This window comes from Gardnerella sp. DNF01141 (assembly GCF_049244255.1).
Taxonomy (GTDB): Bacteria; Actinomycetota; Actinomycetes; order Actinomycetales; family Bifidobacteriaceae; genus Bifidobacterium; species Bifidobacterium vaginale_E.
Map to the genome: position 1 here is coordinate 1,165,516 of NZ_CP058391.1, position 25,964 is coordinate 1,191,479.

A 25,964-nucleotide genomic window follows, 5' to 3' on the forward strand; every position below is an offset into this window, starting at 1 on the left:
CGAAACAAAAAACACTACGAAATATTGGCGTGAAGGATTGCGAAAAATCGTTAGGGATAATAACAACGCGAAGTCGCCAATGTTATTACGCATGTTGGTTGATTAGGTAAGTTAAGAAAAGGAGGAACCCGTGGAGGGTCCCGAAATTAAGGCTGTAGAAGCCGTTATTGATAATGGTTCATTTGGTAAGCGCACGCTGCGCTTTGAAACTGGTCGACTCGCACAACAGGCAGACGGTGCTGTTGCTGCCTACTTGGATGACGATTCCATGATTTTGTCGACGACGACTGCAGGATCTAGTCCGAAGGAAAATTACGATTTCTTCCCACTTACTGTTGATGTGGAAGAGAAGATGTATGCCGCTGGAAAGATTCCAGGTTCGTTCTTCCGCCGTGAAGGACGTCCTTCTAACGAAGCAACATTGGCATGCCGAATTATCGACCGCCCATTGCGCCCACTGTTCCCACACACTCTTCGTAACGAAGTGCAGGTTGTGGAAACTATTTTGTCTATTAATCCTGACGATGCTTATGATGTAATCGCTTTGAACGCGGCTTCTGCATCTACCATGATTTCTGGTTTGCCATTTGAAGGCCCAGTTTCTGGTGTTCGTTTGGCTTTGATTGACGGCCAGTGGGTTGCTTTCCCACGTTGGAGCGAACGTGAGCGTGCAGTATTTGAAATTGTTGTGGCTGGCCGAGTGATTGAAAACGGCGATGTTGCTATTGCAATGATTGAGGCTGGCGCCGGCAAGAACGCTTGGAACTTGATTTATAATGAAGGTCAAACTAAGCCGGATGAGGAAGTTGTAGCCGGTGGTTTGGAAGCTGCTAAACCATTTATTAAGGTTATTTGCGACGCTCAGAATGAGTTGAAGCGCATTGCTGCTAAGGAAACCAAGGAATTCCAGCTCTTCCCAGAATATACGGACGAACTTTACGCACGTATTGACGAAATCGCACACAAAGATTTGGATGAGGCTCTTTCTATTGCAGAAAAACTTCCTCGTCAAGACCGCATTGCGGAAATTAAGGAAGGCGTGCGTGCTGCAATCGCAGAAGAGTTCACCGATATGGACGAAGCTGAGAAAGAAAAGGAACTCGTCAACGCGTTTAAGGAATTGCAGCGTCAGATTGTTCGTCGCCGCATTTTGACGGAAGATTACCGAATTGACGGCCGTGGTTTGCGCGATATTCGTACACTTTCTGCAGAAGTTGACGTTGTTCCACGCGTTCATGGTTCTGCACTCTTCCAGCGTGGTGAAACCCAGATTTTGGGTGTAACAACTTTGAACATGCTTAAGATGGAACAGCAGGTGGATGCGCTTTCTGGCCCACAGACTAAGCGCTACATGCACAACTACGAAATGCCTCCATACTCCACTGGTGAAACGGGCCGCGTTGGATCTCCAAAGCGTCGCGAAATTGGTCACGGTGCTTTGGCAGAGAAGGCTTTGGTTCCAGTTTTGCCAGGTCGCGAAGAGTTCCCATATGCTATTCGTCAGGTTTCTGAGGCTATTGGTTCTAACGGTTCCACTTCTATGGGTTCCGTGTGCGCTTCTACGCTTTCCCTGCTTGCTGCTGGCGTTCCTTTGAAGGCTCCAGTTGCTGGCATTGCTATGGGATTGGTTTCTGGAGATGTTGATGGAAAGCACATCTTCAAGACTTTGACTGATATTCTCGGTGCTGAAGATGCATTTGGAGACATGGACTTTAAGGTTGCTGGTACTTCCGAGTTCATTACTGCTTTGCAGCTCGACACTAAGCTCGATGGTATTCCTGCAGACATTTTGGCTGCCGCTTTGCAGCAGGCTCACGAGGCTCGTGCAACTATTCTTGAGGTTATTAACGAGTGCATCGATTGCCCAGCAGAAATGAGCCCATTCGCTCCACGCATTATTACAACCACAATTCCTGTTGATAAGATTGGCGAAGTCATTGGCCCTAAGGGCAAGATGATTAACCAAATTCAGGAAGAAACTGGTGCTGAGATTGCTATTGAGGATGATGGTACTGTTTATATTGCTTCCGAAGGTGGCGAAGCTGCTCAGAAAGCAAAGGAAATCATTGATTCTATTGCAAATCCTCGCGTTCCAAAGGCCGGTGAAACTTTCACAGGTAAGGTTGTGAAGACTACGAGCTTTGGTGCTTTCGTTAATTTGACTCCTGGAACTGACGGTTTGCTTCATATTTCGCAAATTCGTAACTTGGCTAATGGTGAGCGAATTGACACTGTGGAAGATGTGCTTAAGGAAGGCGATAATGTTGAGGTTATCGTTCAAAGCGTAGATGAGCGCGGCAAGATTTCCTTAGCAATTCCAGGTTTTGAAGATCAGGAATCTTCTGCTCCGTCTCCTCGCGAAAATCGTGGCCGCGGTTCGCGTGACGATCGCGATTCTCGTAATGATTACCGCGGTGGACGTGGCCGTCGAGATGATCGCGACAGCCGTGATCGTTCGGATAGAGATGATCGTCCACGTCGTCGCATGCGTGATGATCGAGATGATCGTGACGATCGCGACAGCCGTGACAGCCGCTATTCCGATCGTGACAATCGTTACGAAGATCGCAATTCTCGTCGAGATGATCGTCGTTCGGATCGTGCAGATCGTTCGGAACGCGACGACCGTTACGCTGACGGCGATTTTGATGACCGTCCTCGCAGGTCTTCTCATCGCGATGACCGCTATGAGGAGCGTGACGAGCGCGACAATCGCGACAATCGCGATAATCGCGCAGATCGTGACGACCGTGCAGATCGCGACGAACGCAATAGCCGACGCAATTCGGAAGCTCGCCGTGGCTCCGATCGCAATCTTCGCTACGCTGCAGATGACGATCACTATGATGAGTATCGTTCTGCTCGCGAAGAGCGTGCCGAGCGTCCTCGTCGCCGCGTGCGCCGCGATTTTGACCCATTTGAGGAAGATTAATCGCATAGAATTATCGAAAAGTAAATGCTAATCGATAATAAATAAATTAATAACTTACGAAATGCCTTCAAATTGCGTTTGCATTTGGAGGCATTTTAAAACTGTTTAGATAAGAGGTAAATATGGTTATGCATCGTGCACTGGGGTCGTTTGACACAACAGCCATTGGCTTTGGTGAAATGCCGCTTACAATCGAAAACAATCTTGGACACAGTATGGGCATTGAAACCATTCATGCAGCTCTTGATGCTGGCTGCACGCATATTGATACCGCATGGGCGTATTACTGCTCTGGCGGTGAGGAGCAAACTGGAGAAAAGCTTGTTCGCGAGGCTTTAGAAAGCTGGAAGGGCAATAAATCTTCTATTTTAGTTGCAACAAAAGTTGGTCATTTCCGTAACTTTACGGATGGTCGCCCAACGTGGGGCAAGGATGGCAAGCCGGAGCATTTAATCCGTCACGCAAAAGAGTCAGCTATGGCTTTAGGAGTTGACACTATTGACTTGCTTTACTTCCATAGGCCGGATCCAGAAGTTCCATACAATGAATCCATTGAAGCAATGCAGCAGCTGCTTGACGAAGGAGTTGCTCGAGAAATCGGAATTTCTAACGCTTCCGTGGAACAAATTGATATTGCGCGCAATATTTTAGGAAATAAGTTGGTTGCTGTACAAAACCAGTATTCGCCGGTTCATTTAGAAAACGAAGATACTTTGCAATATTGCGAAAAGCTTGGAATTGCTTTCGTTTGCTGGAGCCCATTAGGTGGATTCCGCCATCCGTATGACGACCATCTTTTTGACCCATTCCGCAAAGTTGCCGAGAATCATGGCGTAAGCTATCAGCAGGTAGTTTTGGCTTGGGAGCTTGCAAAAGGTGAGCACGTATTTGTGATTCCAGGAGCGCACAGGCCTGCAACTATTCTCGACAGCTTAAAAGCTTCAGATTTGAAGTTAAGCAATGAAGAATTGGCTTATTTAGGGTGAAAGAAAGTAACATATGCAACAAACAAGCGTAACTGGCATGCCCTTGCCGCATGAAGATAACGAAGGCAAGCCAATTCCTGTAACTATTCCAGTTGCATTAGGAGCTCGTACTCACGCAGTTTTTACTACTAGATTGGGCGGTATTTCTGAAGGTTCATTTGCTTCGCTTAATTTAGGCGGACGTGCAGGAGATAGTGAGGAAGCTGTTGCAAGCAATCGCGCAGCGTTACAGCGTGCGTTACAAGCGGACTTATCTCTGGTTGCTCAAGTGCACGGAAATGAAGTTTTTGACGCGGATACTGTAGTTGATTCATGGAATACGCCTTACGGATTCGACGCAACTGGTTTTGCGGATTCCAAATTGCACATTGAATCAGATGCGCAAGTTTCTACAGCACACTCGCTTGCTTTGGGAATGTTTGCAGCCGACTGCTTACCTGTTTTACTTGCGGACGACGAAGCTGGAGTAATCGCTGCAGCGCATTGCGGAAGAAAAGGATTAATGGCTGGAGTTCTTGATTCTGCTATTGAAGCAATGTGCGAAAAAGGTGCTGAACGCTCGCGAATAAATGCGGTTTTAGGACCATGCATTTGCGGCAACTGCTACGAAGTCGGCGAAAGTATTGCGCTCGATTTTGAAAAACGCTACCCACAAACCGTAACAAAAACTCGTTTCGGCGGCTTAGGTATTGATATTGCTGAGGCTGCTCGAATTGATTTAGCTCTCGCAGGAGTTGCAAATATTGTTGACGCTTTGCCTCGAGTTTATGCAGCAACGCAATATTTGCAGGAAGATGAGGAATTGCGCACAATTTGCGAAGTAGACGGTGAAGGAGAATCTTTGCCGGAACGTTTGCAAAATCTGCAAAACCCAATGTGCACTTTGGAAAATCCTCTGTGGTATTCTCACAGGCGCGCGCAACTTGCTGGAAAATCGCATGAAGGCAGACTTCTTGCGCTTGTAATACTAGACAAGTAGCTAAAATCTTCAGAAAGTAGGCTAATATTATGAATCAAATTAACGTTGTAATTTCAGGATTTGGTCCATACGCAGATTTAGAAGTCAACCCTTCTTACGAAGTGCCATCTGCACTAGAATCTGCGGAAAATCTTGCTAAAATGCAGCCTTCTGAAGATATTTGCGTAAAAGTAACGTCTGTTATGCTTCCGATTAGTTTTGCGAATGCTTGGCCTAAATTATTAGAAACAATTGAGCGTGAGCAGGCAAATATTGTAATCGCCACCGGCACAAAGCACACTGCGCGAGGCGTGCAACTTGAAAGATGCGCAACTAACGTTATTGATACTAAAAAGCCGGATGTAGATAATAGTCGCCCGCAAAAAATGCCGATTGTTAAAGATGGTCCTGCAGCTTACTGGACGAGGCTGCCTTTGCGAATGATTTTGCAGCGTTTTGCTCACGACTCAATTGCGTCTAATTTAAGCTCCGACGCAGGAACGTACGTGTGCAATTCTTTGTTTTATCAGCTTTTGCACTGGGCAGCTAAAGATAATAAGCATGTTCTTGCAGGTTTTGTGAGTTTCCCTCCGGTAGTAAGTTCGCACGATGCTAGAAACGGTTTGCCATTAAAACAGCAGATTGAAGCAGGGCAAGATATTGTGCATGAAGCAGTCAGATATTATATGCAACCTTCTGCAGAAGGAATGTTACTAAAGTAGTTATTACTAAATTATTTGTTACTAAATTAGGTGATGATAAATTAGTTGTGTGAGCTTAGCAAAAACGTGCGCAACACACGAGTATTTTGCGCTCTTAAGTGATAGCGTTGATGCTGATGGCGTAGGCACACAGTCGGTGCAGCTTACTGGGGGCTTGTGAAAGGAATATTATGGCAACGGATTTATTCCCAACCGCGTTGCGTGGTTACGATAAAGACAAGGTAAATGAGGCCTTTGCTAACTATGAGCGTACAATTTCGCGTTTGCGTGAACAAGTGCGTTCCAGTGACGAATCAATTTTGCAATTGCAAGCTCAATTGCAAGAAGAAAAAAATAATGTAAAACGCGCAAAAAGCGGAAATACTTTCGCATCTTTGGGTGCAAATGCGCAACAATTACTGGCTTCTGCAGAACAAACCAGTGCGCAATTACTTGAGCGCGCAAAGCAGGATGCTGCGTCAATCAAAAAGAATGCACAAGCTCAGGCTGGAACATTACTTAATAACGCTAAATTAGATGCAGCTCACTTAATGCAGGAAGCACAAACTAAAGCCGACACAATGCTTTCAAACGCTACTCAAAAGTCGACTCAAATGATGCAAGCCGCTCAAGAAGATTCTGCACGTTTGCGCGACACTACGGCAAAAGACGTTCAAGCGCAAAAAGATGCTGCAGAATTAGCTTTACAAAACGCTCAAGAGGAGCACACTAAGCGCATGGCTTCTGAGCGCGCTCAGCAAGAAAGCAGTATTTCGCAACTTAAGTCGGAAGCTGCTCAAAAAATTGCAGAACAGCGCGCGGCAGCAAACGAAGAAATTGCACGCGCAAAGGCTGAAACTAACGATCAAATCGAATCTGCATTGGCAGAAGCGAATAAAAAGTTGGCAGATATGCGCGAGCATGCTTCTAAGATGATGGCGGATGCTCAGCGTAAGGCCGGCGAAATTACGGATGCAGCTAGCGCAAAAGCTCAGGAAATTGCGGATGATGCTCAAGTTGAGCGCACGCGTACGTTAAGCCAAGTTAGTGCAGAAGTTGAGCAGATTCGTGCAGATATTGCCTCCCAGCAGGAAGAAGCTACGAAGAAGGTTGACGCTTTGCTTTCCGGTTTGAAGGAAAAGGAGAGTGCAGCTCAAGAAGAAGCTGATGCTTTGGTGGCTCGTGCGAAAACCGTGCATCAGGAAGCTGACGAATATGCGGCACAAACGCATCAGGCTGCGGATAATCAGGCTGCTGATATTGTGCGCAAAGCTATGCAGGAAGCGACTGCTCAGGTTGAAGAGCGTAGGGCTGCAGCTCAGCAGGAATTAGATGGTATGACTGCGCGCTTGAGCCAATTGCAGCATCGCGAGGCAACTATTACGCAGCGAGTTACGGAATTGCGCTCGCTGTTTGCAAACGCGTTCTCTGGTTTTGATTTTGGAGATGCTCAGCCGGATCAGCCTGTTCAGCAGGCTTCTGACGATGTTGACAATTCTTCGGATGCGAAATCTTCTGCAGATGCGAAGCAGGCTCAGCGAGATGTTCAAGCTGCGTTGGCTGAATCTGAAGAAGCTAACGAATCTGACGAATCTCAAGAAAATTAGTAAAATAAGTTTTCTAAACAAATTTTCTAAACAAATTTAACTAAATAATTAACAGGAAAGGTAAGAATAGTGACTGAGATCACCGCTTTAACTGATGAAGCATTGCAAGGTTTGTGTGAGGATTTTGATGCAAACCCATTGAACCGTTTGGCTATGAATGGTGTAACTGCTGCTGGTATTGATAAGGTTGCGCGTAATTATGACCGCGCTCGCTTGTTGCAGCGTCGTTTTTCCACGATTGTTGACAACGGTGATGCTACGCATCAGGATCATTCTGGACGCTGCTGGCTGTTTAGCTCGTTGAACGTGGCTCGTTTTATTGCTAAAAAGTCGCTTGGTTTGAAGGAATTTGAGTTTTCTCAGAACTACGCAATGTACTACGACAAGCTTGAGCGAATTAACTACTTCTTGAAGGATGTTGCGGCTTTGGTTCGCGCGGGCGAGCCTTCAGATTCTCGCTTGATTCAGCATTTGTTGCATGATGTTATGGGCGATGGCGGCCAGTGGACCATGGCTATGAACGTTTACAAGAAGTATGGTGCTGTTCCTAAAGATTTGTTCCCAGAAACCGCTTCTTCTAAGAATACTGGCGCTATGAATACGCAGTTGCGTGCGCTTTTGCACACTGCTGTGGCTCATATGTATGCTAATGCTACTGAAATTGATGAGATTATTGCGGACGCTACTGCTGCAGGCCACAGGATTTTGACAATTCACTTGGGTGAGCCACCTAAGAGCTTCGATTGGGAGTGGACTGATAGCGACGGCAAGTTCCATCGCGATGGTGAGATTACACCAGTTGAGTTCTGGAAGAAGTACGTGAATGCTGGTCTTGAGGATTATGTGTGCTTGGTTGACGATCCTCGAGCTGAGCATCCTAAGGGCAAGAAGATTGCTATTGAGCATTTGGGTAATGTTGCTGGCGGAGACGCAACCGAGTATTTGAACGTACCAAACCAGTTTATGAAGGATTGCGTGCGTAAGATTTTGGTTGAGAAGGGCATTCCAGTTTGGTTCGGTGCTGATTGCCATCCTATGATGGATCGTGAAAATGGCGCTTGGGCTACTGATTTGTTCGAGTATGGCCGCGTTTATGGCGTTGATTTTGATTTGGATAAGGAAGAGCGCGTGCGCTTTGCTGATTCTGCAATGAATCACGCTATGGCTTTTGCTGGCGTGGATGTTGCTGACGATGGCACGACTACTCGCCGTTGGCGCGTGGAGAACTCTTGGGGCACTGACATTGCGGATAAGGGTTACTTTACGATGAGTGACGATTGGTTCACTGAGTACGTGTATGAAGTTGCAGTGCCGAAGAATCTGCTTCCGGCGGAATATCGCAAAGCCCTGGAAGAACCAGCAATCGTTTTGCCGGCATGGGATCCAATGGGCGCTTTGGCCTAGCTTAAGCGCATTGGGCGCTTAAGCTACTCCAAAGCGCCGCGCTTGCTTAAAGTTGGAAGTCCAGTGGACTTCCAACGCAAGCGCGGCGGCTTGTGCCGGCAAACGGCACAAGCCGACCACATCAAGTTAGGTTAGATTCTCTGCGCGGGTTCGGCGGTGTTTGCATCTTTATTTCAAGATGCGAACACCGACCCCACCAAGTTAGGTTGATTCTCTCCTCGCAACCACCGATTACACCAAGCATCGTTTTTATAGGATGGTGAACAAATGTCTTCTACAGCTGAGCAGCGTACTTCTCGCGCGGTAAAGAAGGAAGTTGAGGAGGGGCGCAACCCTCTTAACTCCGCGAAGTTCCAGCGCTGGGAAGACCAGGTTGGTGTGGATCGCATTATTAACCGCCGCGTGTTAGAGCTTGAGCCTCTGCCGACTCCTGCTCAGGTGCTTGGCGAGTTGCCGTTGTCGCCGTATGCGCAGGATATTGTTGCGCAGTCGCGCGATGAGATTCGTGGCTGTTTGAATGGCGACGATGATCGCTTGTTGGTTATTGTTGGCCCGTGTTCTGTGCATGATCCTAAGGCTGCTCTTGATTACGCGAGTCGTTTAGCTAAGTTGCGTTCGGAGCTTGAGGGTGAGCTTCTTATTGTCATGCGCGTGTATTTTGAAAAACCGCGTACGGCTCTTGGCTGGAAGGGTTTGATTAACGACCCGGATATTGATGGAACGCATGATATTCATAAGGGTTTGCTTCTTGCGCGTAAGACTTTGCTCGGCGTGTTGGATGCTGGTTTGGCTGCTGCTACTGAGTTTTTGGAGCCGACTAGCCCTCAGTTTATTGCGGATGCTGTGAGCTGGGGTGCGATTGGTGCGCGTAATACGGAGTCTCAGATTCACCGTCAGCTTGCTAGTGGTCTTTCTATGCCGGTTGGTTTTAAGAATGCTACGGATGGTTCTGTTTCTGCGGCTGTGAATGGTTGCTTGGCTGCGAGCCAGCATCATACGTTCTTTGGTATTGATCATCTTGGTCGCGCTTGTGCTGTGCAGACTCTTGGTAACCCGGATTGCCACGTGGTTTTGCGCGGATCTAGTAAGGGTCCGAATTATGATGCTGCGTCGGTTGCTTCTGCTGTGGCTTCAATTCGTTTGCGTTTGGGCACTGGTTGCGTGGCTTCTAACGGCGTGGTTGTGGATTGCTCGCATGGTAATTCTGGCAAGGATGAGCGTCGCCAGATTGAAGTTGTGCGCGAGATTGCAGATCGTTTGGCTGCTGGCGAGCAGGGCATTAAGGGCGTTATGATGGAGAGCTTCTTGCAAGGTGGCAATCAGGATCCTGCTCCTCTTAGTGAGCTTGAATACGGCAAGTCTATTACGGATCGTTGTATTTCTTGGGAAGATACTGCCGATTTGTTAAGAACTTTAGCGAAGTCCGTTGCAACACGCCGTAGAGATTAGAAATTATAGTAAGATAATCTCAATTTACTTCTACTTGGCTTATTTTTTACTGTATTTGCCAGTTAAGTTTTGAACTATATTTTGCGTACAAAGGAGTGTGTTGAAATGTATAACAAAGACTTGAATAAAGCGAATAAAGGTTTTGCGTGTAAAGCGTTTCCGATTGTGAAATATGTGCTGTTTGCTTTGATTGCCACTGGCGTTATTTTACTTGCTTTTGCGTGGTATCGTGGCACTCATAGCGCAGGGTACACGCTTGTTACTGATTCTGCATTGTGGTTTAGCGTTTTTATGCCGTTTGTAACTGGAATTGTTTTGCTTATTTTTACTCGCGGATGGCGTCGCATTGTTGGCACTTTAGTTTGTGTGCTTCTTATAGCTGGATTTGTCGCTTTTCTTGCTCTGCAGAATCAAATTATTGCGTTTTTCAATGTTCCTATTACGAATCCGTGGTTTGATTTTACGTGTGACGCATTGCTGAAGATTGCTACTTTAACTTTTGTTATTATGACTTTAGTATGCGTGTTTTTGGTTAAGAATAACGATAAATGCGTAAGTAGCGAAGTAAAAAAAGGATGATTCTTAATGTCTAATACTGAGAAAATTACTAAAGTTGCTGTTGTTGGCGCTTTAGATGAGGAAGTTGCTCATATTGCTAGTGCGCTCGAAAACGTGAGCCACAATCAGTCTGCAAGTCTTAACGTATCTTGCGGCACTCTCAATTCTGCAGATGGTAGCAAAATCGAAGTCGCGGCTACTGTTGGCGGAATGGGCTTAGTAAATGCTGCTGCAACTGTGCAATATCTTATTGACGCATACAATCCTCAAGCCGTAATTTTTTCTGGTATTGCAGGAAATCTTAATAAAAATTTGCATACAAACGATGTTGTTCTTGGAAAAACTGTAAAATATCTCGATACCGATATGCGCTTAATCGGTCAATGGAAGCCGTTTGCAAGCGAATTTCATTCGGATGATTATCTTCTTATAGTAGCTACTAAAGTGCTTACCGATATGAAAATCACGCATATTGCTGGCACTATTGCTTCTGGCGGATATTTTGTTGATTCGCCAGAAAAAGTAGCGGAAGTAATTGCATCTACTCAAGCGGATGCTGTGGAAATGGAAGGCGCAGCAGTCTTGCATGTGGCTGCTCGTAACGACGTTCCTGCACTTGTTGTGCGCGCAATGAGCGATAATGCGGATACAAAATACGAGGATTTTCACACTTTTGATATTTCCGAATATGCGGACACTGCTGCAAAAATTACAGTAAATATTCTTCGCAATTTGTAGCATTTCGACACGCTGATGCGGTCGCCGACCTTCATTTTGCTTAAGTCGCGTTAAATCTAGCGCCAAATACCGCCATTTTTGGTACTCACTTTATTTTTGCCGGTGCGGTTTAACCCACCTATTTATGATGGTTGCGTTAATAAAAAAAAGATAGGGATTAAGTTAAGAAAATGTGCCCAATTCGCAAATACGGCTATAGGAACGCGAAAATGTGGTGGGGCGCAAGGCAATTCTTCGCGAAAGGAAAGAAGAATATGCGTAACGATATGAATAAGTCAAATATGAACAAATTGAATATGAATAAAAGCGCACTTAAGTTCCGTAGTATTGCTGCTGCGGCGCTCACTTTCGGCTTGTGCGCAACTTGCGCTGCTTGCGGCGACAATAGTCCAGCAGACAACAACAACGCAACCGGCGCGCAAAATGCAAAAATTTCCGGCAATTTCCAAGGCTCTGGCGCTTCTTCACAGCAGGTTGCAGTAGAAGCGTGGATTGCAGGATTCCAATCAAAAAACAACGGTGTAAAAATCGCTTATAATCCAACAGGCTCTGGCGCAGGAGTTACAACATTTATGACCGGTGCCACAGCTTGGGCTGGTTCAGACAAGCCGCTAAGCGACGACGAGGTAGAAAAGTCAAAGTCGGTTTGCGCAAATGGTACTACAGCTTTCGACGTTCCAGTATATGTATCTCCAATCGCTGTAATCTTTAATCTAAAAGGCGTTTCGGATGCCGGCAAGCATATTAATTTGGACGCTTCGACGATTGCTAAAATTTTCGACGGCAAAATCACGCGCTGGGATGACGACGCAATTAAATCGCAAAATCCTAAGCTAAAACTTCCTAGCACTCCAATTACGGTTGTTCACCGCTCCGATAAGTCTGGCACAACGCAGAATTTCTTAAGCTATGTGAAGGATGCAGCTCCGGACGATTGGTCGCATGATCTTAGCGAAAACTGGCCAAATAGCGTCGGTCAAGGCGCGAAAGGCACTTCCGGTGTTGTGTCAACAATTCGTATGGCTGACGGTGCTATTGGCTACGCTGATTTTTCGCAAGTTGGTAAGCTTGGCACAGTTGCTGTGAAGGTGGGAGATACTTATAATGAGATTTCTCCGGATGCAGCGTCGAAAACTTTAGCTGATTCCGAGATTGATTCTGATGCTTCGGCAAAATATCCTAACCGCGTTGTTATGAAAATTAATCATAATACGCAAACTAAGGGTGCGTACCCGATTGTGTTGGTTTCTTACGATATTTCTTGCCCGGTTTATAAGGATTCTTCAACTGCACAGTTTGTGAAGTCTTGGCTTAGCTACGTAACTAGCGCGGAAGGTCAGAATGCTGCTTCTTCTGCTGCTGGAACGGCTCCACTTCCGCAAAATTTGGTTGGCAAAATCAACAAGTCAATTCAAGCGATTAAAACCGGAAAGTAAAACTGGAAAGTAAAAAATAAAAATCGGAAAGTAAAACTTAAAAGTAAAAACTTTTCGTAACTGATATTATGAAAAATATCAGTTAAAAAGGAGAATGATTGAGTTCTACGAAAAATGCAGCAGCAGTTGCGTATACTGCAAACGAAGCTACTCAAGTTTCTGAGAGCAATAGCAAAAATTATGCAGGCACTCATTTTGCAGACCGTCTTTTTAAAGGCGTGGCTGCAAGCTGTGGCATGCTGATTTTGCTTGTGCTGACTGCAGTTGCAGTATTCCTGCTGTTTCGCGCGTGGCCGCTAATAAGCGGGAATCATGCGCAGGTAAGTCGCGTATTTTCCGACTTTACTGGCGGTAAAGCGCACGATTTTATAAGCTACGTAGCTCCGCTTATTTTTGGTACGGTGCTTATGTCTGCGCTCGCGCTGCTGTTCGCATTTTTTGTGGCACTCGGCATTGCTCTGTTTATTTCGTATTATGCTCCTAAAAAGATTGTTCCGCTTTTAAGCGGAGTTGTTGATTTGCTTGCTGCAATTCCGTCCGTAATTTATGGTTTGTGGGGCGGATTAGTTTTGGTTCCAGCTATGTATCCGTTCTGGGATTGGGTTTCTAAACTTTTTGGCTGGATTCCGCTATTTTCTGGTCCTGCGGCGAATCCTTCCAGAAGTTCTGCAACAGTTAGCTTAGTTTTAGCTGTTATGATTTTGCCGATTATTACTTCGATGGCTCGTGACATTTTTCAGCAGGCTCCTCGCTTGCAGCAGGAAGGTGCGCTGGCGCTTGGTGCTACAAAGTGGGAGATGATTAAGTTAGCTGTTTTGCCGTTTGCAAAGTCTGGTATTGTATCTGCTTCTATGCTTGGACTTGGTCGCGCTCTTGGTGAAACAATGGCAGTTTTGATGATTTTGTCTCCTGGATTTACTTTTGGAATCAATATTTTCAAAGCTTCTCAAAATCAAACTATTGCCGCAAATATTGCAGCGCAGTATCCGGAAGCGAACGGTCTTGGAGTAAGTGCGCTTATTGCAACCGGCTTAGTTTTGTTTGTTATTTCTTTTGCAGTCAACTTTATTGCTCGCAAAATTACCGGAAAGGCGGGCGCATAAATGGAGAATCAAATTAATAAATCTGCCGCAAGTGCTGTAGATTTTGCTGAAAATAGCGCCGAAAAGTCCGCTGAAAATTCCGCAGCTCCGGTTATTGACTTCAACAAATTCCGTCCAACTAGATCTTCTATAGCCGCGCGTAAACGCAAAGATATGCTTATGCGTGTGCTGATTTTCTTGTCTTTTGTTGTGGCGCTTATTCCGCTTGTTTCTTTGCTTTTAACAACAATTATTAACGGTATTGAGCGCTTAAATCTTGACTTTTTAACGCATAACATGACTTACGTTGTGGGCGGAAATGCTACTGGAACTGGCGGTTACGGTGGTATTTTGCACGCAATTATTGGAACGCTTGAAATAACTTTAGGAGCTATGGTTATTTCGATTCCAATTGGCCTAATGTGTGCTGTTTATTTGGTTGAGTATGCTAGCGGAAATAAAATTTCGCGCATAATTAATCTACTTGTTGATGTTATGAGTGGTATTCCGTCTATTGTCGCCGGTCTGTTTGCTTTTTCTATGTTTGCTCTTCTTGCAGGTCCTGGCACAATAAATGGTTTTGAAGGGTCTGTAGCTCTTTCTCTTCTTATGATTCCAACGGTTGTTAAATCTTCTCAAGAAATGCTAAAAATTGTGCCGAACGATTTGCGCGAGGCTGCTTTAGCTTTGGGTGTAACCAAGCAGCGCACAATTACGAAAATTGTTTTGCGCACTGCTCTTCCGGGAATTGTGTCTGGCTGTATTCTTGCGGTTGCGCGCGTTATTGGTGAAACTGCGCCACTTCTTATGGCTTCAGGCTTTATTGCTTCCACGAATTTCAACTTATTCGATGGGCAAATGACTACTTTGCCTGTGTACGTTTACCAGGAATATTCCAAACTTTCTGCAAATTGCCCAGCTGATGCTCCGGCTTCTTGCGTTACAACAATTCCAATGGAGCGCGCTTGGGCTGCGGCTTTAACGCTTATTGTGTTGGTGTTGTTGCTAAATATTTTGGGGCGAGTTGTAGCTCGAGTGTTTTCTGTAAAAGCGAAGTAAGGCGAAATAAGGCGAATTAGAAAGCGAGCATAAAATGGGTCAACGAATTGATGTTAAGAACTTAAATATTTACTATGGTGATTTTCTTGCCGTAGAAGACGTAAATATTAATATTGAGCCAAATAAAGTGACGGCTTTTATTGGACCTTCTGGCTGCGGAAAGTCAACAGTTTTGCGCACTTTAGACCGCATGCACGAGATTACGCCGGGAGCGCGCGTAGAAGGCCATGTGCTTCTTGAAGGCCGCGATTTATACGGAAAAGACGTTGACCCTGTGGCAGTTCGCCGAGATGTTGGCATGGTTTTTCAGCGCCCAAATCCTTTCCCAACAATGTCTATTCGAGAAAACGTGCTTGCTGGAGTTCGCCTAAATAATCGAAAAATTGCTAAGCAGGATGCTGACGATTTAGTCGAGTGGGCATTGCGAGGTGCAAACTTGTGGAATGAAGTTAAGGACCGCTTAGATAAGCCTGGAATTGGTCTTTCGGGCGGTCAGCAGCAGCGACTTTGTATTGCTAGGGCTGTGGCTGTGCATCCGCAAGTTTTACTTATGGATGAGCCTTGTTCGGCACTTGATCCTATTTCTACGTTGGCTGTAGAAGATTTGATTAACGAGCTTAAAAACGATTACACGATTGTGATTGTGACGCATAATATGCAGCAGGCTGCGCGTGTTGCAGATTACACGGCATTCTTTAATTTGAAGGCTGTAGGGCAGCCGGGGCATTTGGAATACTTTGCAGATACGACTACTATGTTCAACAATCCTCGCAATGCTGAAGCTGAGCGTTATATTTCCGGTCGTTTTGGCTGATTTGTTATATACTTTTTTGATTTCAATGTATTTCCTTGGTCAGCACGTGCGCGTAAGGTCGGAGCTGTTCGGTTGTTCAAAGGTTTCGCAATTTTCATAATTTTGTGTGAGATTTTGTGGTGCCTTCGTTCTTCCGACGAGTCGCAGTAACCTCTGCGTGAATGCCCAAATGTAATTGCGTCCGCGATTGCTCAAGTGCTATCGCCACGCTTTTTATGGTCTTTTGCGCTTGTAAACCAAGGAACAGAGAGTTTATGGAAAAGTTCTTCCATCTCAAAGAAAACGGCACGAATGTATCAACGGAGATCACTGCAGGTCTCACTACATTCTTCGCAATGTCATATATTATCGTCGTAAATCCAATGATTTTAAGCAAAACTGGTATGCCATGGGGTGGTGTGTTCTTAGCAACAATTATTGCCGCTATTATTGGCACGCTTGTTATGGGCTTATTTGCTAACGTGCCTTATGCTCAGGCTGCTGGTATGGGCTTAAATGCATTCTTTACGTTCACAGTTTGCTTCGGATTGGGTTTTACATGGCAACATGCTATGTGCATGGTGTTCTTATGCGGTTTAATTAACATTCTTATTACCGTTACTAAAATTCGTAAAATGATTATTCGTGCCATCCCGACTTCGTTACAACACGCAATCGGCGGTGGCATTGGTTTATTTGTGGCTTATGTTGGCATGGTGAACGTTGACTTGATTAAGTTCACTCCAAAGGATGATAAAGCTGCAAAAGTTGGTGCAATTCCTGCAATTCCAGGTCTTGCTGTTTTGAAGAATCCAGTTCTATGGCTGTTTCTTATTGGCTTGATTTTGGCAATTGTTCTTACTGTTTTGAATGTTCGTGGATCTTTGCTTATTTCAATTGTTGTTACCACTATCATTGGTATTCCAATGGGTTTGACGACTATGAGCAACTCTGTGTCAATCATGGGTGCTTTCCATGATTTGCCAACTACTTTCTGCGCAATATTTAGCCACGAAGGCTTCCCAACGCTGTTTGCAAAACCTTCGCTCATTCCGCTTGTTTTAATAACAATCTTTGCTTTCTCAATGTCTGATACTTTCGACACTTTGGGTACCTTTATTGGTACCGGTCGTCGTACGGGTATTTTCTCTGAGGCTGACGAAAAGGCTCTGGAAAACGGCTCTGGCTTTAGCTCCAAGATGGATCGTGCTTTGTTTGCTGATTCTATTGCAACTTCTGTTGGTGCAATCTTTGGTACTTCTAACACCACTACTTACGTAGAGTCTGCTGCAGGTATTGGTGCTGGCGGCCGTACCGGTTTGACTTCAGTAGTTGTATCAATCTGTTTCGCGCTTTCTATAGTGCTTGCTCCAGTCGTTTCCGCTGTTCCTGCTGCTGCAACTGCTGGCGTGCTTGTGGTTGTTGGTTGCATGATGGCAAGCTCTTTGAAGGAAATTGCTTGGGATGATATTTCCGAAGCAATTCCTGCATTCTTTGCTGCTGTGTTTATGGCGTTCTCTTACTCCATTTCTTACGGCATCGCTGCAGGCTTCATCATGTACTGCTTGGTTATGACTTGCAAGAAGCGTGCTAAGGAAGTTCATCCAATGCTTTGGATTGTTTCCTTGCTGTTCTTGCTTGATTTCGTTGCTAATGCTGTGCTGTAAAAGTTGTTGGTACTGTAAATAAACTTACGTAGTAGAAACTTACAGAGCAGTGAAATAATGTATTTGAGGGTGTGCAATTGCGCACCCTCTTTTTATTTCTAGTTTCCACATAAATTTTTGTTGACATTGTCTTGATTTTGTATTAAACTTGCCCAACGTAAACCACAGACCGTTGGTGGAATCGCAAGATTCCTGAAATTGATGCGTCAGGCCAGCACAGGTTGAGCAAGATTTACAGCGAGTATGTTGTAAGTTTTATTTAGCACTTAGTGTGCTTCGTATGTTGCTCTGCCAGTGCGCAGGGCTTTTTTATTGCCCTGTTTAATTAAGCTTGATGTGTTTCTTTCGAACTGACGGCCGATTTAGGAAGGAACGCCATGAAGAGGCCCGAAAAGGAAGCGGTAGTTGCCGATCTTACGGAACTTTTCCGTAATGCAGACGCTGTCTACCTTACCGAGTACCGCGGGCTTACCGTTCCGCAGATTTCTTCTCTGCGTGAAAAGCTAGGCCGCGATACTTCCTACTCTGTGGCGAAGAACACGCTTGCTCGTATTGCTGCTAAGGAAGCGGGCATTGAAGGTCTTGACGAGCTTCTCGCCGGCCCAACTGCAATCACCTTTGTTAAGGGTGATTTCATTGAGGCTGCTAAGACCTTGCGTGATTTTGCCAAAGAGAATAAGACTCTCGTCATCAAGGGCGGTTTCGCAGATGGAACTGTTTACGATGCCGAAGGTGCAAAGCAGCTTGCAGACTTGAAGTCTCGCCCACAGTTGCTTTCCGAAATGGCCGGCGCGCTCAAGGGCACCATGTCTAAGGCCGCCTACCTGTTCAACGCATTGCCAACCAAGACGGTGCGTACTATCGACGCTTTGCGCGAGAAGCAGGAAAAGGCCGCTTGATTCCCTTGCAGCTTGCTGCATGAGACCAACCAATAATAAAAATGTTATGGTCGTAAGGCACACCGTGTGCCTGGCCAAGTAAGAAAGGAAGCCAATTATGGCTAAGCTCACTAGTGAAGAGCTTCTTGAAGCTTTTGGTGAAATGACCCTCGTTGAGCTCTCTGAGTTCGTCAAGGCCTTTGAAGAGAAGTTCGACGTCGAGGCTGCTGCCCCTGTCGCCGCTGTTGCCGCTGCTCCAGCTGCTGCTGGCGCTGCTGAGGAAGAGAAGGACGAGTTCGACGTCGTTCTCACCGCTGCTGGCGACAAGAAGATTGCAGTCATTAAGGCTGTTCGCGCTTTGACCAACCTCGGCTTGGCTGAAGCTAAGGCTCTCGTTGACGGCGCTCCAAAGCCAGTTCTCGAGAAGGCTAAGAAGGAAGATGCCGAGAAGGCTAAGGCTGCCCTCGAAGAGGCCGGCGCTTCCGTGGAACTTAAGTAGTTCTAGCTTTTTATTACTTTGCGTGTAGCGGCAGTTTTATGCGTGTGCGCATAGTGAATAAGGCGGTAGGATTTATTCCTGCCGCCTTTTTTATTGCGCGTTTGTTGGCAGAGAAAATGGGTTATAGGCCAAAAAGTGTGTAAAGCTAGTCTGATGAATATTCTGTGGAATAAGCCACAAGTCTCAACACTGTTAAAAACTCAGTCAACAAACTGAGAAATTAACACTGATAGCCCAAATACCGTTACTAACTCAGCTAACAAACTGAGAAAACAACGGTTATGTGTTACTGGTGCAGTATGTAGACTGCGTTAGTAACGAAAAAGTGTGATTTATCGTTACTCGCGCAGTACGTAATCTGCGTTAGTAACGAATAGGTGATGAGAGAGCTTGCGGCGCGTGTGGTCTCCGCGCGTGTCGCGCTGTGAGTGGCGGTTTTTCAAGGCTTTGCGGGCGGTGCGGGGGAGTTGCCGCGAGTTTCCTGAGAGTTTTCTGAGAAAAATCTTTGAAAATCTTGAAATAGTATTTTTTACGATTAAACAGTGTAGTTTGTTGTATTTTTTATGGTTTTACGAGCTTTTACTGGAATATTTTTGTAATTTTGATGATATTTTCTTTGTTGAATGCTTGTTTTTGCTCTTGACTTTTTCGAACGGGGGGGGGGTATGTTAATAACAGCTTTCAGCTAGATGCTCTATCTGAAAGTTATCCACAAGAGATTGATTTTGTGGGTTTATGTTTTTCACCATGTGTTTTAAACGTGGTGGAGAAGAAGAAAGGAAAATATTATGTTTAACAAGAAGGCTATCGCCGCACTCGCTGCTGGCGCCACCCTCGTTTCTGGCTTGGCTTTTGCTGCTCCAGCAATGGCTGAGGCTAAGTTACCTGCGGATGCTATTGAAAATGCTAAGAAGCAGGAACAGGCTGATAAAGATGAGTTGGCTAAAAAGGTTGAAGAGAACAAAGCTAAGGAAAATAAGGCAGTTTTAGATAATCTCGATAAGTCCAAGGCTTTTGACAACTTCCTTAACGGTTCCGAAAAGGGAGACATTGTAAATGGTGCTTTGAGCACCTTGAATGGTCGTGGTGCTGCAGAGGTTTCAGCGGCTAGGTCCAAGGCTAATGAAGCTACTGCTGCTTTGAATGCTTTGAAGGCTAAGTGGGCTGATATATTGGCTCAGGCTGATTATCTTGACGCTGAAGGTGAACATGAAGCTGCTGCTGCTTTGCGTAAGTCTTACTACACTAATGTTCCATTCTTAGATAGTATTTCTGCTGCTACTAAGACTGAGAAGGAAGCCAAGGATGAGCTTGCTAAAGCTGAGAAGGCTTACAAGGAAAGTAAGGAACGCTTTGCTAAGTTCTTGAACAATCTTGGTGGCAAGAAGGCCGATGTTAAGAAGTCTGATAAGAAGTCTGACAAGAAGGCTGACAAGAAGGCTGCTCCATTGGCTAAGACCGGTGCTGCTGTAGCTTTGGCTGCTGTTGCTGCTTCCGTGCTTGCTGGCATGGGTGCTGCTCTTCGCAAGATCCGTCACTAAGCTTTTAACACGTTAATCGTGTTGATTGTTTAATGGTTTGTTTGTGAGCGTGCTGTATGTGAGTATGGTGCGCTCACTTGTTAAATCTTTCACTCAACGTGCTGCAAGGGCTTTATGTTCTTGCAGCGGGTTTGCTTTCGGGCTTTTGCATGATTCTACTGTTTTGCCAAATCTCTTTCTTCACGGTAGTGTTGTGCGCTGGTTTTCGGGGGCGTGACTGTTGAGTGTTTGGCTGGCTTGTTTGTTAGGGAAACGAGTCGGTTTTGTTAAAGGGCTTGGGTTTGGTGCTACTAGGGGCATCAGACTCCAGGCCCTTTCTTTTTATGCGTCTGTTTGCGTGGTGTGAGTGCTGCTTGTTGGTGCGATGCGACCAAAACGGCACGCGCGTGAGTAGTTTATGTCGCCACTGATTTGTCTACGACGAAACAAGTGGCTTGATGTTGTTTATGTGTGTTGCTGGATTAGTGAATAGCGAATGCGCGTTGAATAGAATGCATTGTGCATACAATTGTGAATAAATTGTAAACATTGTTTATTTTTTGCTGATTTTTATTTTTTTTTATCCTGCCCTTGCGTGTTTGCATAAATATTCATAGAGAAAGGGTAAAAATATGCGTAAACGAATTAGTGTAATTTCATCGATTTTATCTGCAGTCGCATTGTTGGTTTCTTTTGGTATTGGTGCGGCTTCAGCGTCAGCGTTGAGCCTTGAGAAGATTGATGGAATAGGCAAAAAGGGTGTTGGATTCCTTTCTTGTGAAAAGGTTAAAGATAATGTTTGTTACAATCCTTACCAATATAAGCTTGATAATGGTAATAGCTCATGGACTATAACGTCTATACAATATTTGTCTTTACCCGCTAACGTTAACCCTAGTGGTCATACAACACAATCAACGGCTGCTAATTTTGTTTCTATTGATGTTAGAGGCATGAAAGATGGAGATTATGTATTTTATGCAATGGATGGTCGTGAGACAAGTAAGGGTAAATTATTCGCAATTAAGTTTAAGGTCAAGCATGTCAATCCTGTTGTAAACGTAGAGCTTACAACAAGTACAGATGGTAAGAAGCAGCTGCATATTACTTTTGCGGATGATACTACCAAAGATATCGATTTAGGCGATTTGAAGGGTGAAAAGGGTGACAAGGGCGATAAGGGCGATAAGGGTGATCAAGGCCCTCAAGGTCCTAAGGGCGACAAAGGCGACCCTGGCGCTCCTGGTAAAGATGGTAAAGACGGCATCAATGGAGCAGACGGCAAAGACGGCAAGGATGCTTTAAGCGGCTACAATGTTTACTGGCTTGGTGGCGATTATGGCGTAATTTTCGTGAAGGGTAAGCCTGCACAGGGAACTGATACTCCAAACTTTACAGTTCCAAGCACAATTACAACTAATCCAGTTGAGGTACAAACGCCACAAACTCAGGCGAATAGTTCTGAGTCGGAGAGCGCTAAGCAGTCTCAAACTAATCAAAGCCAGGAAAACAATTCCAAAGCTGACGAAAAGTCTGATTCAAAGCAAAGTGCAGATACTGAGACTCAGGCTAAGCCTCAGTTGAACAAAAAGCACGATCACGCTTTGCCTCCAACTGGTGTTGGTGTAGCTTTGGCTTCGATTTCTGTGGCTGTGCTTGCTGGTGTTGGTGTTGCTTTGCGCAAAGTGCGCCGCTAGTAAGAGGTTAGCTAACAGACTAGCTAGATAATGATTTACTGCTGGCTGCTTGATTGTAACTGGCTGTTTGATGCACTAACTAATAGTGTTGCTATGTTCTAGCAGAAAGTATTTAAGGGCTTTCGCTCGCGTTCGCTTGTTTGCGTTCGCGCGCGAAGGCTCTTTTCTTTATGCACTTTCCGATTGCGTTCTGTTTTTTATGTTTTGCAGCTTGTGCAAATATCACCTCACTTCGCAAAATTAAAAAATTTTCAAATTTGCGAAGTGGGATTTGGCTAGTTTTGAGAAGTGAGATTTGTTCGGCATTAAAGCTTGTAAATCATGCTACGCCGAAACGAGCGGCTGTATGTTATAGCGAACAACTTAAACTTGCAAAAATCAAAAGTTTAGGTAATCAATAACCTAAACTTACGAAAAATAAAAGTTTAGGTCACGAATAACCTAAACTTGTAAAAAATCAAAGTTTAGGTAATAATATTTATAAGATTCGTAAGATTCGTATGTTTATAACAGTGCAATCAATGTGAGCATTTTAGGAATTGCTAAATTTTCTAAAGCGGAGTCGAGGGTTATTATGGTAAATTCGCAAAATCCGTTACTTGAAAGCGCAAATATGCCAATGCGCAGTAATCGCACTTCAATAGTCGGCAAAAATATTAAAAATCGCGATATTTATCTTAATCAGCTTATAGCTTTTAAAGATACAGAGCCTGTAAAAGTTGTGACAGGTATTCGCCGCTGTGGCAAGTCAACTCTGCTTAAACTTATGCAAGCATACCTTCTTAACTCTGGGGTTGAGCAAAATCAAATTATATCTATAAACTTTGAGTCGCTTGAGTTTCAAGATATGAGTTACAAAGACTTATACAATTACGTTAAAAGCAAGATTGAGCCTACAAAGATTGAGTCTACCAAGATTGAGTCTTCTGGTATTAAGTCTACTAAAAAAACGTATCTTTTCTTTGACGAACTGCAGCGTATAGATCGTTGGGAAGATGCAATTAACTCGTTTCGCGTAGATTTTGATTGCGATATTTACATAACTGGCTCTAACGCATACCTGCTTTCTTCGGAGTACTCAACTTACTTGTCTGGGCGGTATGTGGAAGTGAAAATGTACCCGCTTTCGTTCAAAGAGTTTGTTGATTTTCAGGATTATTCCATTGAAGAATATAAGTCTCCGCTCGGCGATTTGAAAAAAAGAGCGGTGAGCGCGAATGGCGGTAGTGTAGAGCTGGGTGATTTGTTTGCAGCTTATATGCGTTATGGCGGTATGCCTGCAATCTGTGATATTGCTTTAGAATCAGGCTTTAATCAGAGTAGCGCAATGACTTTGCTGGACGGAATTTATTCAACTGTAGTAGTTCGAGATATACTCGAGCGCGAGAAGCGCCGCGGGCAAAGGCAGATTACAGACGCCGACCTTCTTAGAAAAATAATTATGTTTTTGGCGGATAATATTGGAAACAATACGTCTTTAAATTCTATGTGCAATACGCTTTCTTCGGAAAAGTTGCTTGATTCTTCGGATAGCAATTCTTACGAATCACGCGCGCGTGGCGCTAAGCCTGCAACTCAAACTGTGTCCGCTTATGTTAGTGCGTTAAAAGAATCTTATATGTTTTATGACGTTAAGCGCTTTGATATTAAAGGTAAGGATTATTTGCGCACTCTTGGCAAATATTACATTGTTGACATTGGGTTGCGAAATTATTTACTTGGTTTTAGGGACAGAGATAGAGGGCATGCGCTAGAGAACGTTGTGTTCTTTGAGCTTTTAAGGCGCGGCTATGATGTTGCTGTTGGCAAAATAGATAATTTGGAGGTGGATTTTGTTGCGACTTCTGCTTCCGAAAAGCTTTATATTCAAGTAACTGAAAGCATGATGGACGAGTCTGTGCGCGAGCGGGAGTTAAAGCCTCTTCGTAAGATTCAGAATAATTACGAGAAGCTGGTTATTACTTTGAGCAAGGCTTTGGACGATGATTACGACGGCATTCGCGTTGAAAACATTGTTGATTGGTTGCTTAAGTAGAAGGTAGTGTTTAAGATTTCGTGGTTTTAAGGGCTTTCGCTCGCGTTCGCTTGTTTGTTTTCTCTCTTTCGTTCGCGCGCGAAGGCTCTTTTCTTTTTTCACTATAACCATCTTTTTTACCTCATAACTCTTCTTTTGTGCGTCTTATTGCCGCCTGAACCGGTGCTAGTTGTTGCTGGTTCGATGTGACCTAAACTGCTCAGCGGTGAGTAGTTTAGGTCGCTTTTGCGGAAGATTCCGGCCAAAACGACTCAGCGTTGAGTAGTTTATGTCGCCTACGCAAGAAAATACGAGCAAAACAGCACGCGCGCGAGTAGTTTAGGTCGTGAGTGAAGGCGGGTCTCCGCGCGTGTCGCGCTGTGAGTGGCGGTTTTTCAAGGCTTTGCGGGCGGTGCGGGGGAGTTGCCGCGAGTTTCCTGAGAGTTTTCTGAGAAAAATCTTTGAAAATCTTGAAATAGTATTTTTTACGATTAAACAGTGTAGTTTGTTGTATTTTTTATGGTTTTACGAGCTTTTACTGGAATATTTTTGTAATTTTGATGATATTTTCTGTGTTGAATGCTTGTTTTTGCTCTTGACTTTTTCGAACGGGGGGGGGGTATGTTAATAACAGCTTTCAGCTAGATACTCTATCTGAAAGTTATCCACAAGAGATTGATTTTGTGGGTTTATGTTTTTCACTGCGTTTTAAGCGTGGTGGAGAAGAAGAAAGGAAAATATTATGTTTAACAAGAAGGCTATCGCTGCACTTGCTGCTGGCGCCACCCTCGTTTCTGGCTTGGCTTTCGCCGCCCCAGCTTTCGCTGCAGGTTTTTCTGGCTATGGTTCCGGCACTAATGGTGACGTTACTAAGCACGGCACTACTGAACAGCTCGGTGATACTACTCAGACTGATTCCCCAGCCGTTCCTAAGAAGGCTAGCGACATGCGTTTTGGTGAAGCTTCCAAGTTCGATGAAAAGGGCATTAAGGCTACAGATTATCCAGCATATGAGAACCCAGTTTACAACGAGGGTTACAATCCTGAGTATTCCAAGCATGCTGGTGCTGTAGAAGCTAAGAACAATGAGCTTGTTCGCTTGTACAACAAGAAGATTGAAAAGATTTACGCATGCGGCACTGCAGATGCGCTTATTGCAGATAAGGTTAAGTGCGTTGCTGAGATGGAGAAGGAGAAGGAGAACTTCGTTAACAACCGTCTCCCAAGCCTTTCTACTGAGGATGTTTACGGCCCACGCGATTCCAAGAACCGCACCGTAATGAAGTCTCATCGTCCAATCGATGGAGATAAGCCAGAAGCTAAGAAGGCTGAAGATAAGAAGGTTGCTCCAGCTAAGGCTGCTGGTAAGAAGGCTGCTGCTCCATTGGCTAAGACCGGTGCTGCTGTAGCTTTGGCTGCTGTTGCTGCTTCCGTGCTTGCTGGCATGGGTGCTGCTCTTCGCAAGATCCGTCACTAAGCTGTTAGCACATTAAGTGTGTTGATTGTTTAATGATTTGTTTGTGAGCGCACTGTATGTGAGTATGGTGCGCTCACTTGTTAAATCTTTCACTCAACGTGCTGCAAGGGCTTTATGTTTTTGCGGCGGGTTTGCTTTCGGGCTTTTGCATGATTCTACTGTTTTGCCAAATCTCTTTCTTCACGGTAGTGTTGTGCGCTGGTTTTCGGGGGCGTGACTGTTGAGTGTTTGGCTGGCTTGTTTGTTAGGGAAACGAGTCGGTTTTGTTAAAGGGCTTGGGTTTGGTGCTACTAGGGGCATCAGACTCCAAGCCCTTTCTTCGTATGCGTTCCACTGTTTGGCTCAATTTGTTTCGAGTAGCCATTGCGCTATGTCTATTACGCGGATTCCTTCAATGTCGTAAGAATCATGACGCGTATTTGCAAGCAGGATTTTAGGGTAAGAGTCTTTTATTGCTTTTAGTGGCGAAAGTTCGTGCTCCAATGTGGAATCATCGCTAATATTATTTT

At 44.8% G+C, this 25,964-nt stretch carries 20 protein-coding genes and 1 pseudogene; 20 read left to right on the forward strand and 1 reads right to left on the reverse strand.

What is annotated here, in order from left to right; translation table 11 throughout:
* The first annotated feature begins 130 nt into the window (after positions 1-130).
* The 20 genes from HXT35_RS04480 to HXT35_RS04575 all read left to right on the forward strand — a co-directional run bounded on the left by HXT35_RS04480 (position 131) and on the right by HXT35_RS04575 (position 25,455).
* A complete protein-coding gene (locus tag HXT35_RS04480; RefSeq protein ID WP_421787936.1) occupies positions 131-2,932 on the forward strand; it encodes a polyribonucleotide nucleotidyltransferase in 2,802 nt (933 codons plus the stop codon).
* A 122-nt stretch (positions 2,933-3,054) separates the two neighbouring features.
* Positions 3,055-3,918: an aldo/keto reductase gene (locus HXT35_RS04485; RefSeq protein ID WP_410296409.1), complete on the forward strand. Its 864-nt coding sequence runs from the start codon at positions 3,055-3,057 to the stop codon at positions 3,916-3,918.
* A 13-nt stretch (positions 3,919-3,931) separates the two neighbouring features.
* The gene (locus HXT35_RS04490) at positions 3,932-4,897 is read left to right on the forward strand and encodes a polyphenol oxidase family protein (RefSeq protein WP_421787938.1); all 966 of its coding nucleotides are present in this window, start codon (positions 3,932-3,934) and stop codon (positions 4,895-4,897) included.
* Positions 4,898-4,926: 29 nt separating this feature from the next.
* Positions 4,927-5,598, forward strand: a complete 672-nt coding sequence (locus HXT35_RS04495) for a pyroglutamyl-peptidase I (RefSeq protein WP_410296411.1) — start codon at positions 4,927-4,929, stop codon at positions 5,596-5,598.
* A gap of 170 nt (positions 5,599-5,768) precedes the next feature.
* Positions 5,769-7,184: a cell division protein gene (locus tag HXT35_RS04500; protein WP_019260694.1), complete on the forward strand. Its 1,416-nt coding sequence runs from the start codon at positions 5,769-5,771 to the stop codon at positions 7,182-7,184.
* A 69-nt stretch (positions 7,185-7,253) separates the two neighbouring features.
* Positions 7,254-8,588 carry a C1 family peptidase gene (locus tag HXT35_RS04505; RefSeq protein ID WP_019260695.1) on the forward strand — a complete coding sequence of 445 codons (1,335 nt, stop codon included), beginning with the start codon at positions 7,254-7,256 and terminating at the stop codon, positions 8,586-8,588.
* 267 nt (positions 8,589-8,855) lie between these two features.
* Entirely contained in the window at positions 8,856-10,037 is a 1,182-nt protein-coding gene (locus tag HXT35_RS04510; protein ID WP_410296414.1) for a 3-deoxy-7-phosphoheptulonate synthase, read from the forward strand.
* Between the two features lie 105 nt (positions 10,038-10,142).
* Positions 10,143-10,616: a hypothetical protein gene (locus tag HXT35_RS04515; RefSeq protein WP_019260697.1), complete on the forward strand. Its 474-nt coding sequence runs from the start codon at positions 10,143-10,145 to the stop codon at positions 10,614-10,616.
* A 6-nt stretch (positions 10,617-10,622) separates the two neighbouring features.
* Entirely contained in the window at positions 10,623-11,333 is a 711-nt protein-coding gene (gene mtnN / locus HXT35_RS04520) for a 5'-methylthioadenosine/S-adenosylhomocysteine nucleosidase (protein WP_019260698.1), read from the forward strand.
* A gap of 209 nt (positions 11,334-11,542) precedes the next feature.
* On the forward strand, positions 11,543-12,769 hold the full coding sequence (pstS, locus tag HXT35_RS04525) for a phosphate ABC transporter substrate-binding protein PstS (RefSeq protein WP_421788390.1): 1,227 nt from the start codon (positions 11,543-11,545) through the stop codon (positions 12,767-12,769).
* A gap of 98 nt (positions 12,770-12,867) precedes the next feature.
* Positions 12,868-13,872, forward strand: a complete 1,005-nt coding sequence (pstC, locus tag HXT35_RS04530) for a phosphate ABC transporter permease subunit PstC (RefSeq protein WP_004129555.1) — start codon at positions 12,868-12,870, stop codon at positions 13,870-13,872.
* Positions 13,873-14,910 (forward strand): phosphate ABC transporter permease PstA, encoded by a 1,038-nt coding sequence (pstA, locus tag HXT35_RS04535; RefSeq protein WP_004129554.1) that lies wholly within the window; start codon positions 13,873-13,875, stop codon positions 14,908-14,910.
* Positions 14,911-14,944: 34 nt separating this feature from the next.
* Positions 14,945-15,724 (forward strand): phosphate ABC transporter ATP-binding protein PstB, encoded by a 780-nt coding sequence (pstB, locus tag HXT35_RS04540; protein WP_004129551.1) that lies wholly within the window; start codon positions 14,945-14,947, stop codon positions 15,722-15,724.
* Between the two features lie 254 nt (positions 15,725-15,978).
* A complete protein-coding gene (locus tag HXT35_RS04545; protein WP_004129549.1) occupies positions 15,979-17,370 on the forward strand; it encodes an NCS2 family permease in 1,392 nt (463 codons plus the stop codon).
* Positions 17,371-17,747: 377 nt separating this feature from the next.
* Entirely contained in the window at positions 17,748-18,269 is a 522-nt protein-coding gene (rplJ, locus tag HXT35_RS04550; protein WP_004129547.1) for a 50S ribosomal protein L10, read from the forward strand.
* 97 nt (positions 18,270-18,366) lie between these two features.
* Positions 18,367-18,747 (forward strand): 50S ribosomal protein L7/L12, encoded by a 381-nt coding sequence (gene rplL / locus HXT35_RS04555; RefSeq protein WP_004129545.1) that lies wholly within the window; start codon positions 18,367-18,369, stop codon positions 18,745-18,747.
* Positions 18,748-19,535: 788 nt separating this feature from the next.
* Entirely contained in the window at positions 19,536-20,288 is a 753-nt protein-coding gene (locus HXT35_RS04560; protein ID WP_004129542.1) for a hypothetical protein, read from the forward strand.
* Between the two features lie 611 nt (positions 20,289-20,899).
* Complete coding sequence (locus HXT35_RS04565) at positions 20,900-21,964, forward strand: hypothetical protein (RefSeq protein ID WP_421777624.1); 1,065 nt, start codon at positions 20,900-20,902, stop codon at positions 21,962-21,964.
* A gap of 574 nt (positions 21,965-22,538) precedes the next feature.
* A complete protein-coding gene (locus tag HXT35_RS04570; RefSeq protein WP_004129539.1) occupies positions 22,539-23,999 on the forward strand; it encodes an ATP-binding protein in 1,461 nt (486 codons plus the stop codon).
* Between the two features lie 721 nt (positions 24,000-24,720).
* Positions 24,721-25,455, forward strand: a complete 735-nt coding sequence (locus tag HXT35_RS04575) for a hypothetical protein (protein ID WP_421777625.1) — start codon at positions 24,721-24,723, stop codon at positions 25,453-25,455.
* 342 nt (positions 25,456-25,797) lie between these two features.
* On the opposite strand, the pseudogene HXT35_RS04580 reads toward HXT35_RS04575, so the two are convergent.
* Positions 25,798-25,962 (reverse strand): annotated as a pseudogene (locus HXT35_RS04580) (ATPase); the annotation flags it as partial.
* Positions 25,963-25,964 lie beyond the last annotated feature (2 nt).

Coding starts and splice junctions, on each gene's coding strand:
- HXT35_RS04565 (WP_421777624.1), top strand. CDS start 20,900: ATGCGTAAACGAATTAGTGTAATTTCATCGATTTTATCTGCAGTCGCA.
- rplJ (WP_004129547.1), top strand. CDS start 17,748: ATGAAGAGGCCCGAAAAGGAAGCGGTAGTTGCCGATCTTACGGAACTT.
- rplL (WP_004129545.1), top strand. CDS start 18,367: ATGGCTAAGCTCACTAGTGAAGAGCTTCTTGAAGCTTTTGGTGAAATG.
- HXT35_RS04545 (WP_004129549.1), top strand. CDS start 15,979: ATGGAAAAGTTCTTCCATCTCAAAGAAAACGGCACGAATGTATCAACG.
- HXT35_RS04560 (WP_004129542.1), top strand. CDS start 19,536: ATGTTTAACAAGAAGGCTATCGCCGCACTCGCTGCTGGCGCCACCCTC.
- mtnN (WP_019260698.1), top strand. CDS start 10,623: ATGTCTAATACTGAGAAAATTACTAAAGTTGCTGTTGTTGGCGCTTTA.
- HXT35_RS04510 (WP_410296414.1), top strand. CDS start 8,856: ATGTCTTCTACAGCTGAGCAGCGTACTTCTCGCGCGGTAAAGAAGGAA.
- pstB (WP_004129551.1), top strand. CDS start 14,945: ATGGGTCAACGAATTGATGTTAAGAACTTAAATATTTACTATGGTGAT.
- HXT35_RS04570 (WP_004129539.1), top strand. CDS start 22,539: ATGGTAAATTCGCAAAATCCGTTACTTGAAAGCGCAAATATGCCAATG.
- pstS (WP_421788390.1), top strand. CDS start 11,543: ATGTGGTGGGGCGCAAGGCAATTCTTCGCGAAAGGAAAGAAGAATATG.
- pstA (WP_004129554.1), top strand. CDS start 13,873: ATGGAGAATCAAATTAATAAATCTGCCGCAAGTGCTGTAGATTTTGCT.
- HXT35_RS04495 (WP_410296411.1), top strand. CDS start 4,927: ATGAATCAAATTAACGTTGTAATTTCAGGATTTGGTCCATACGCAGAT.
- HXT35_RS04515 (WP_019260697.1), top strand. CDS start 10,143: ATGTATAACAAAGACTTGAATAAAGCGAATAAAGGTTTTGCGTGTAAA.
- HXT35_RS04490 (WP_421787938.1), top strand. CDS start 3,932: ATGCAACAAACAAGCGTAACTGGCATGCCCTTGCCGCATGAAGATAAC.
- HXT35_RS04575 (WP_421777625.1), top strand. CDS start 24,721: ATGTTTAACAAGAAGGCTATCGCTGCACTTGCTGCTGGCGCCACCCTC.
- HXT35_RS04485 (WP_410296409.1), top strand. CDS start 3,055: ATGGTTATGCATCGTGCACTGGGGTCGTTTGACACAACAGCCATTGGC.
- HXT35_RS04500 (WP_019260694.1), top strand. CDS start 5,769: ATGGCAACGGATTTATTCCCAACCGCGTTGCGTGGTTACGATAAAGAC.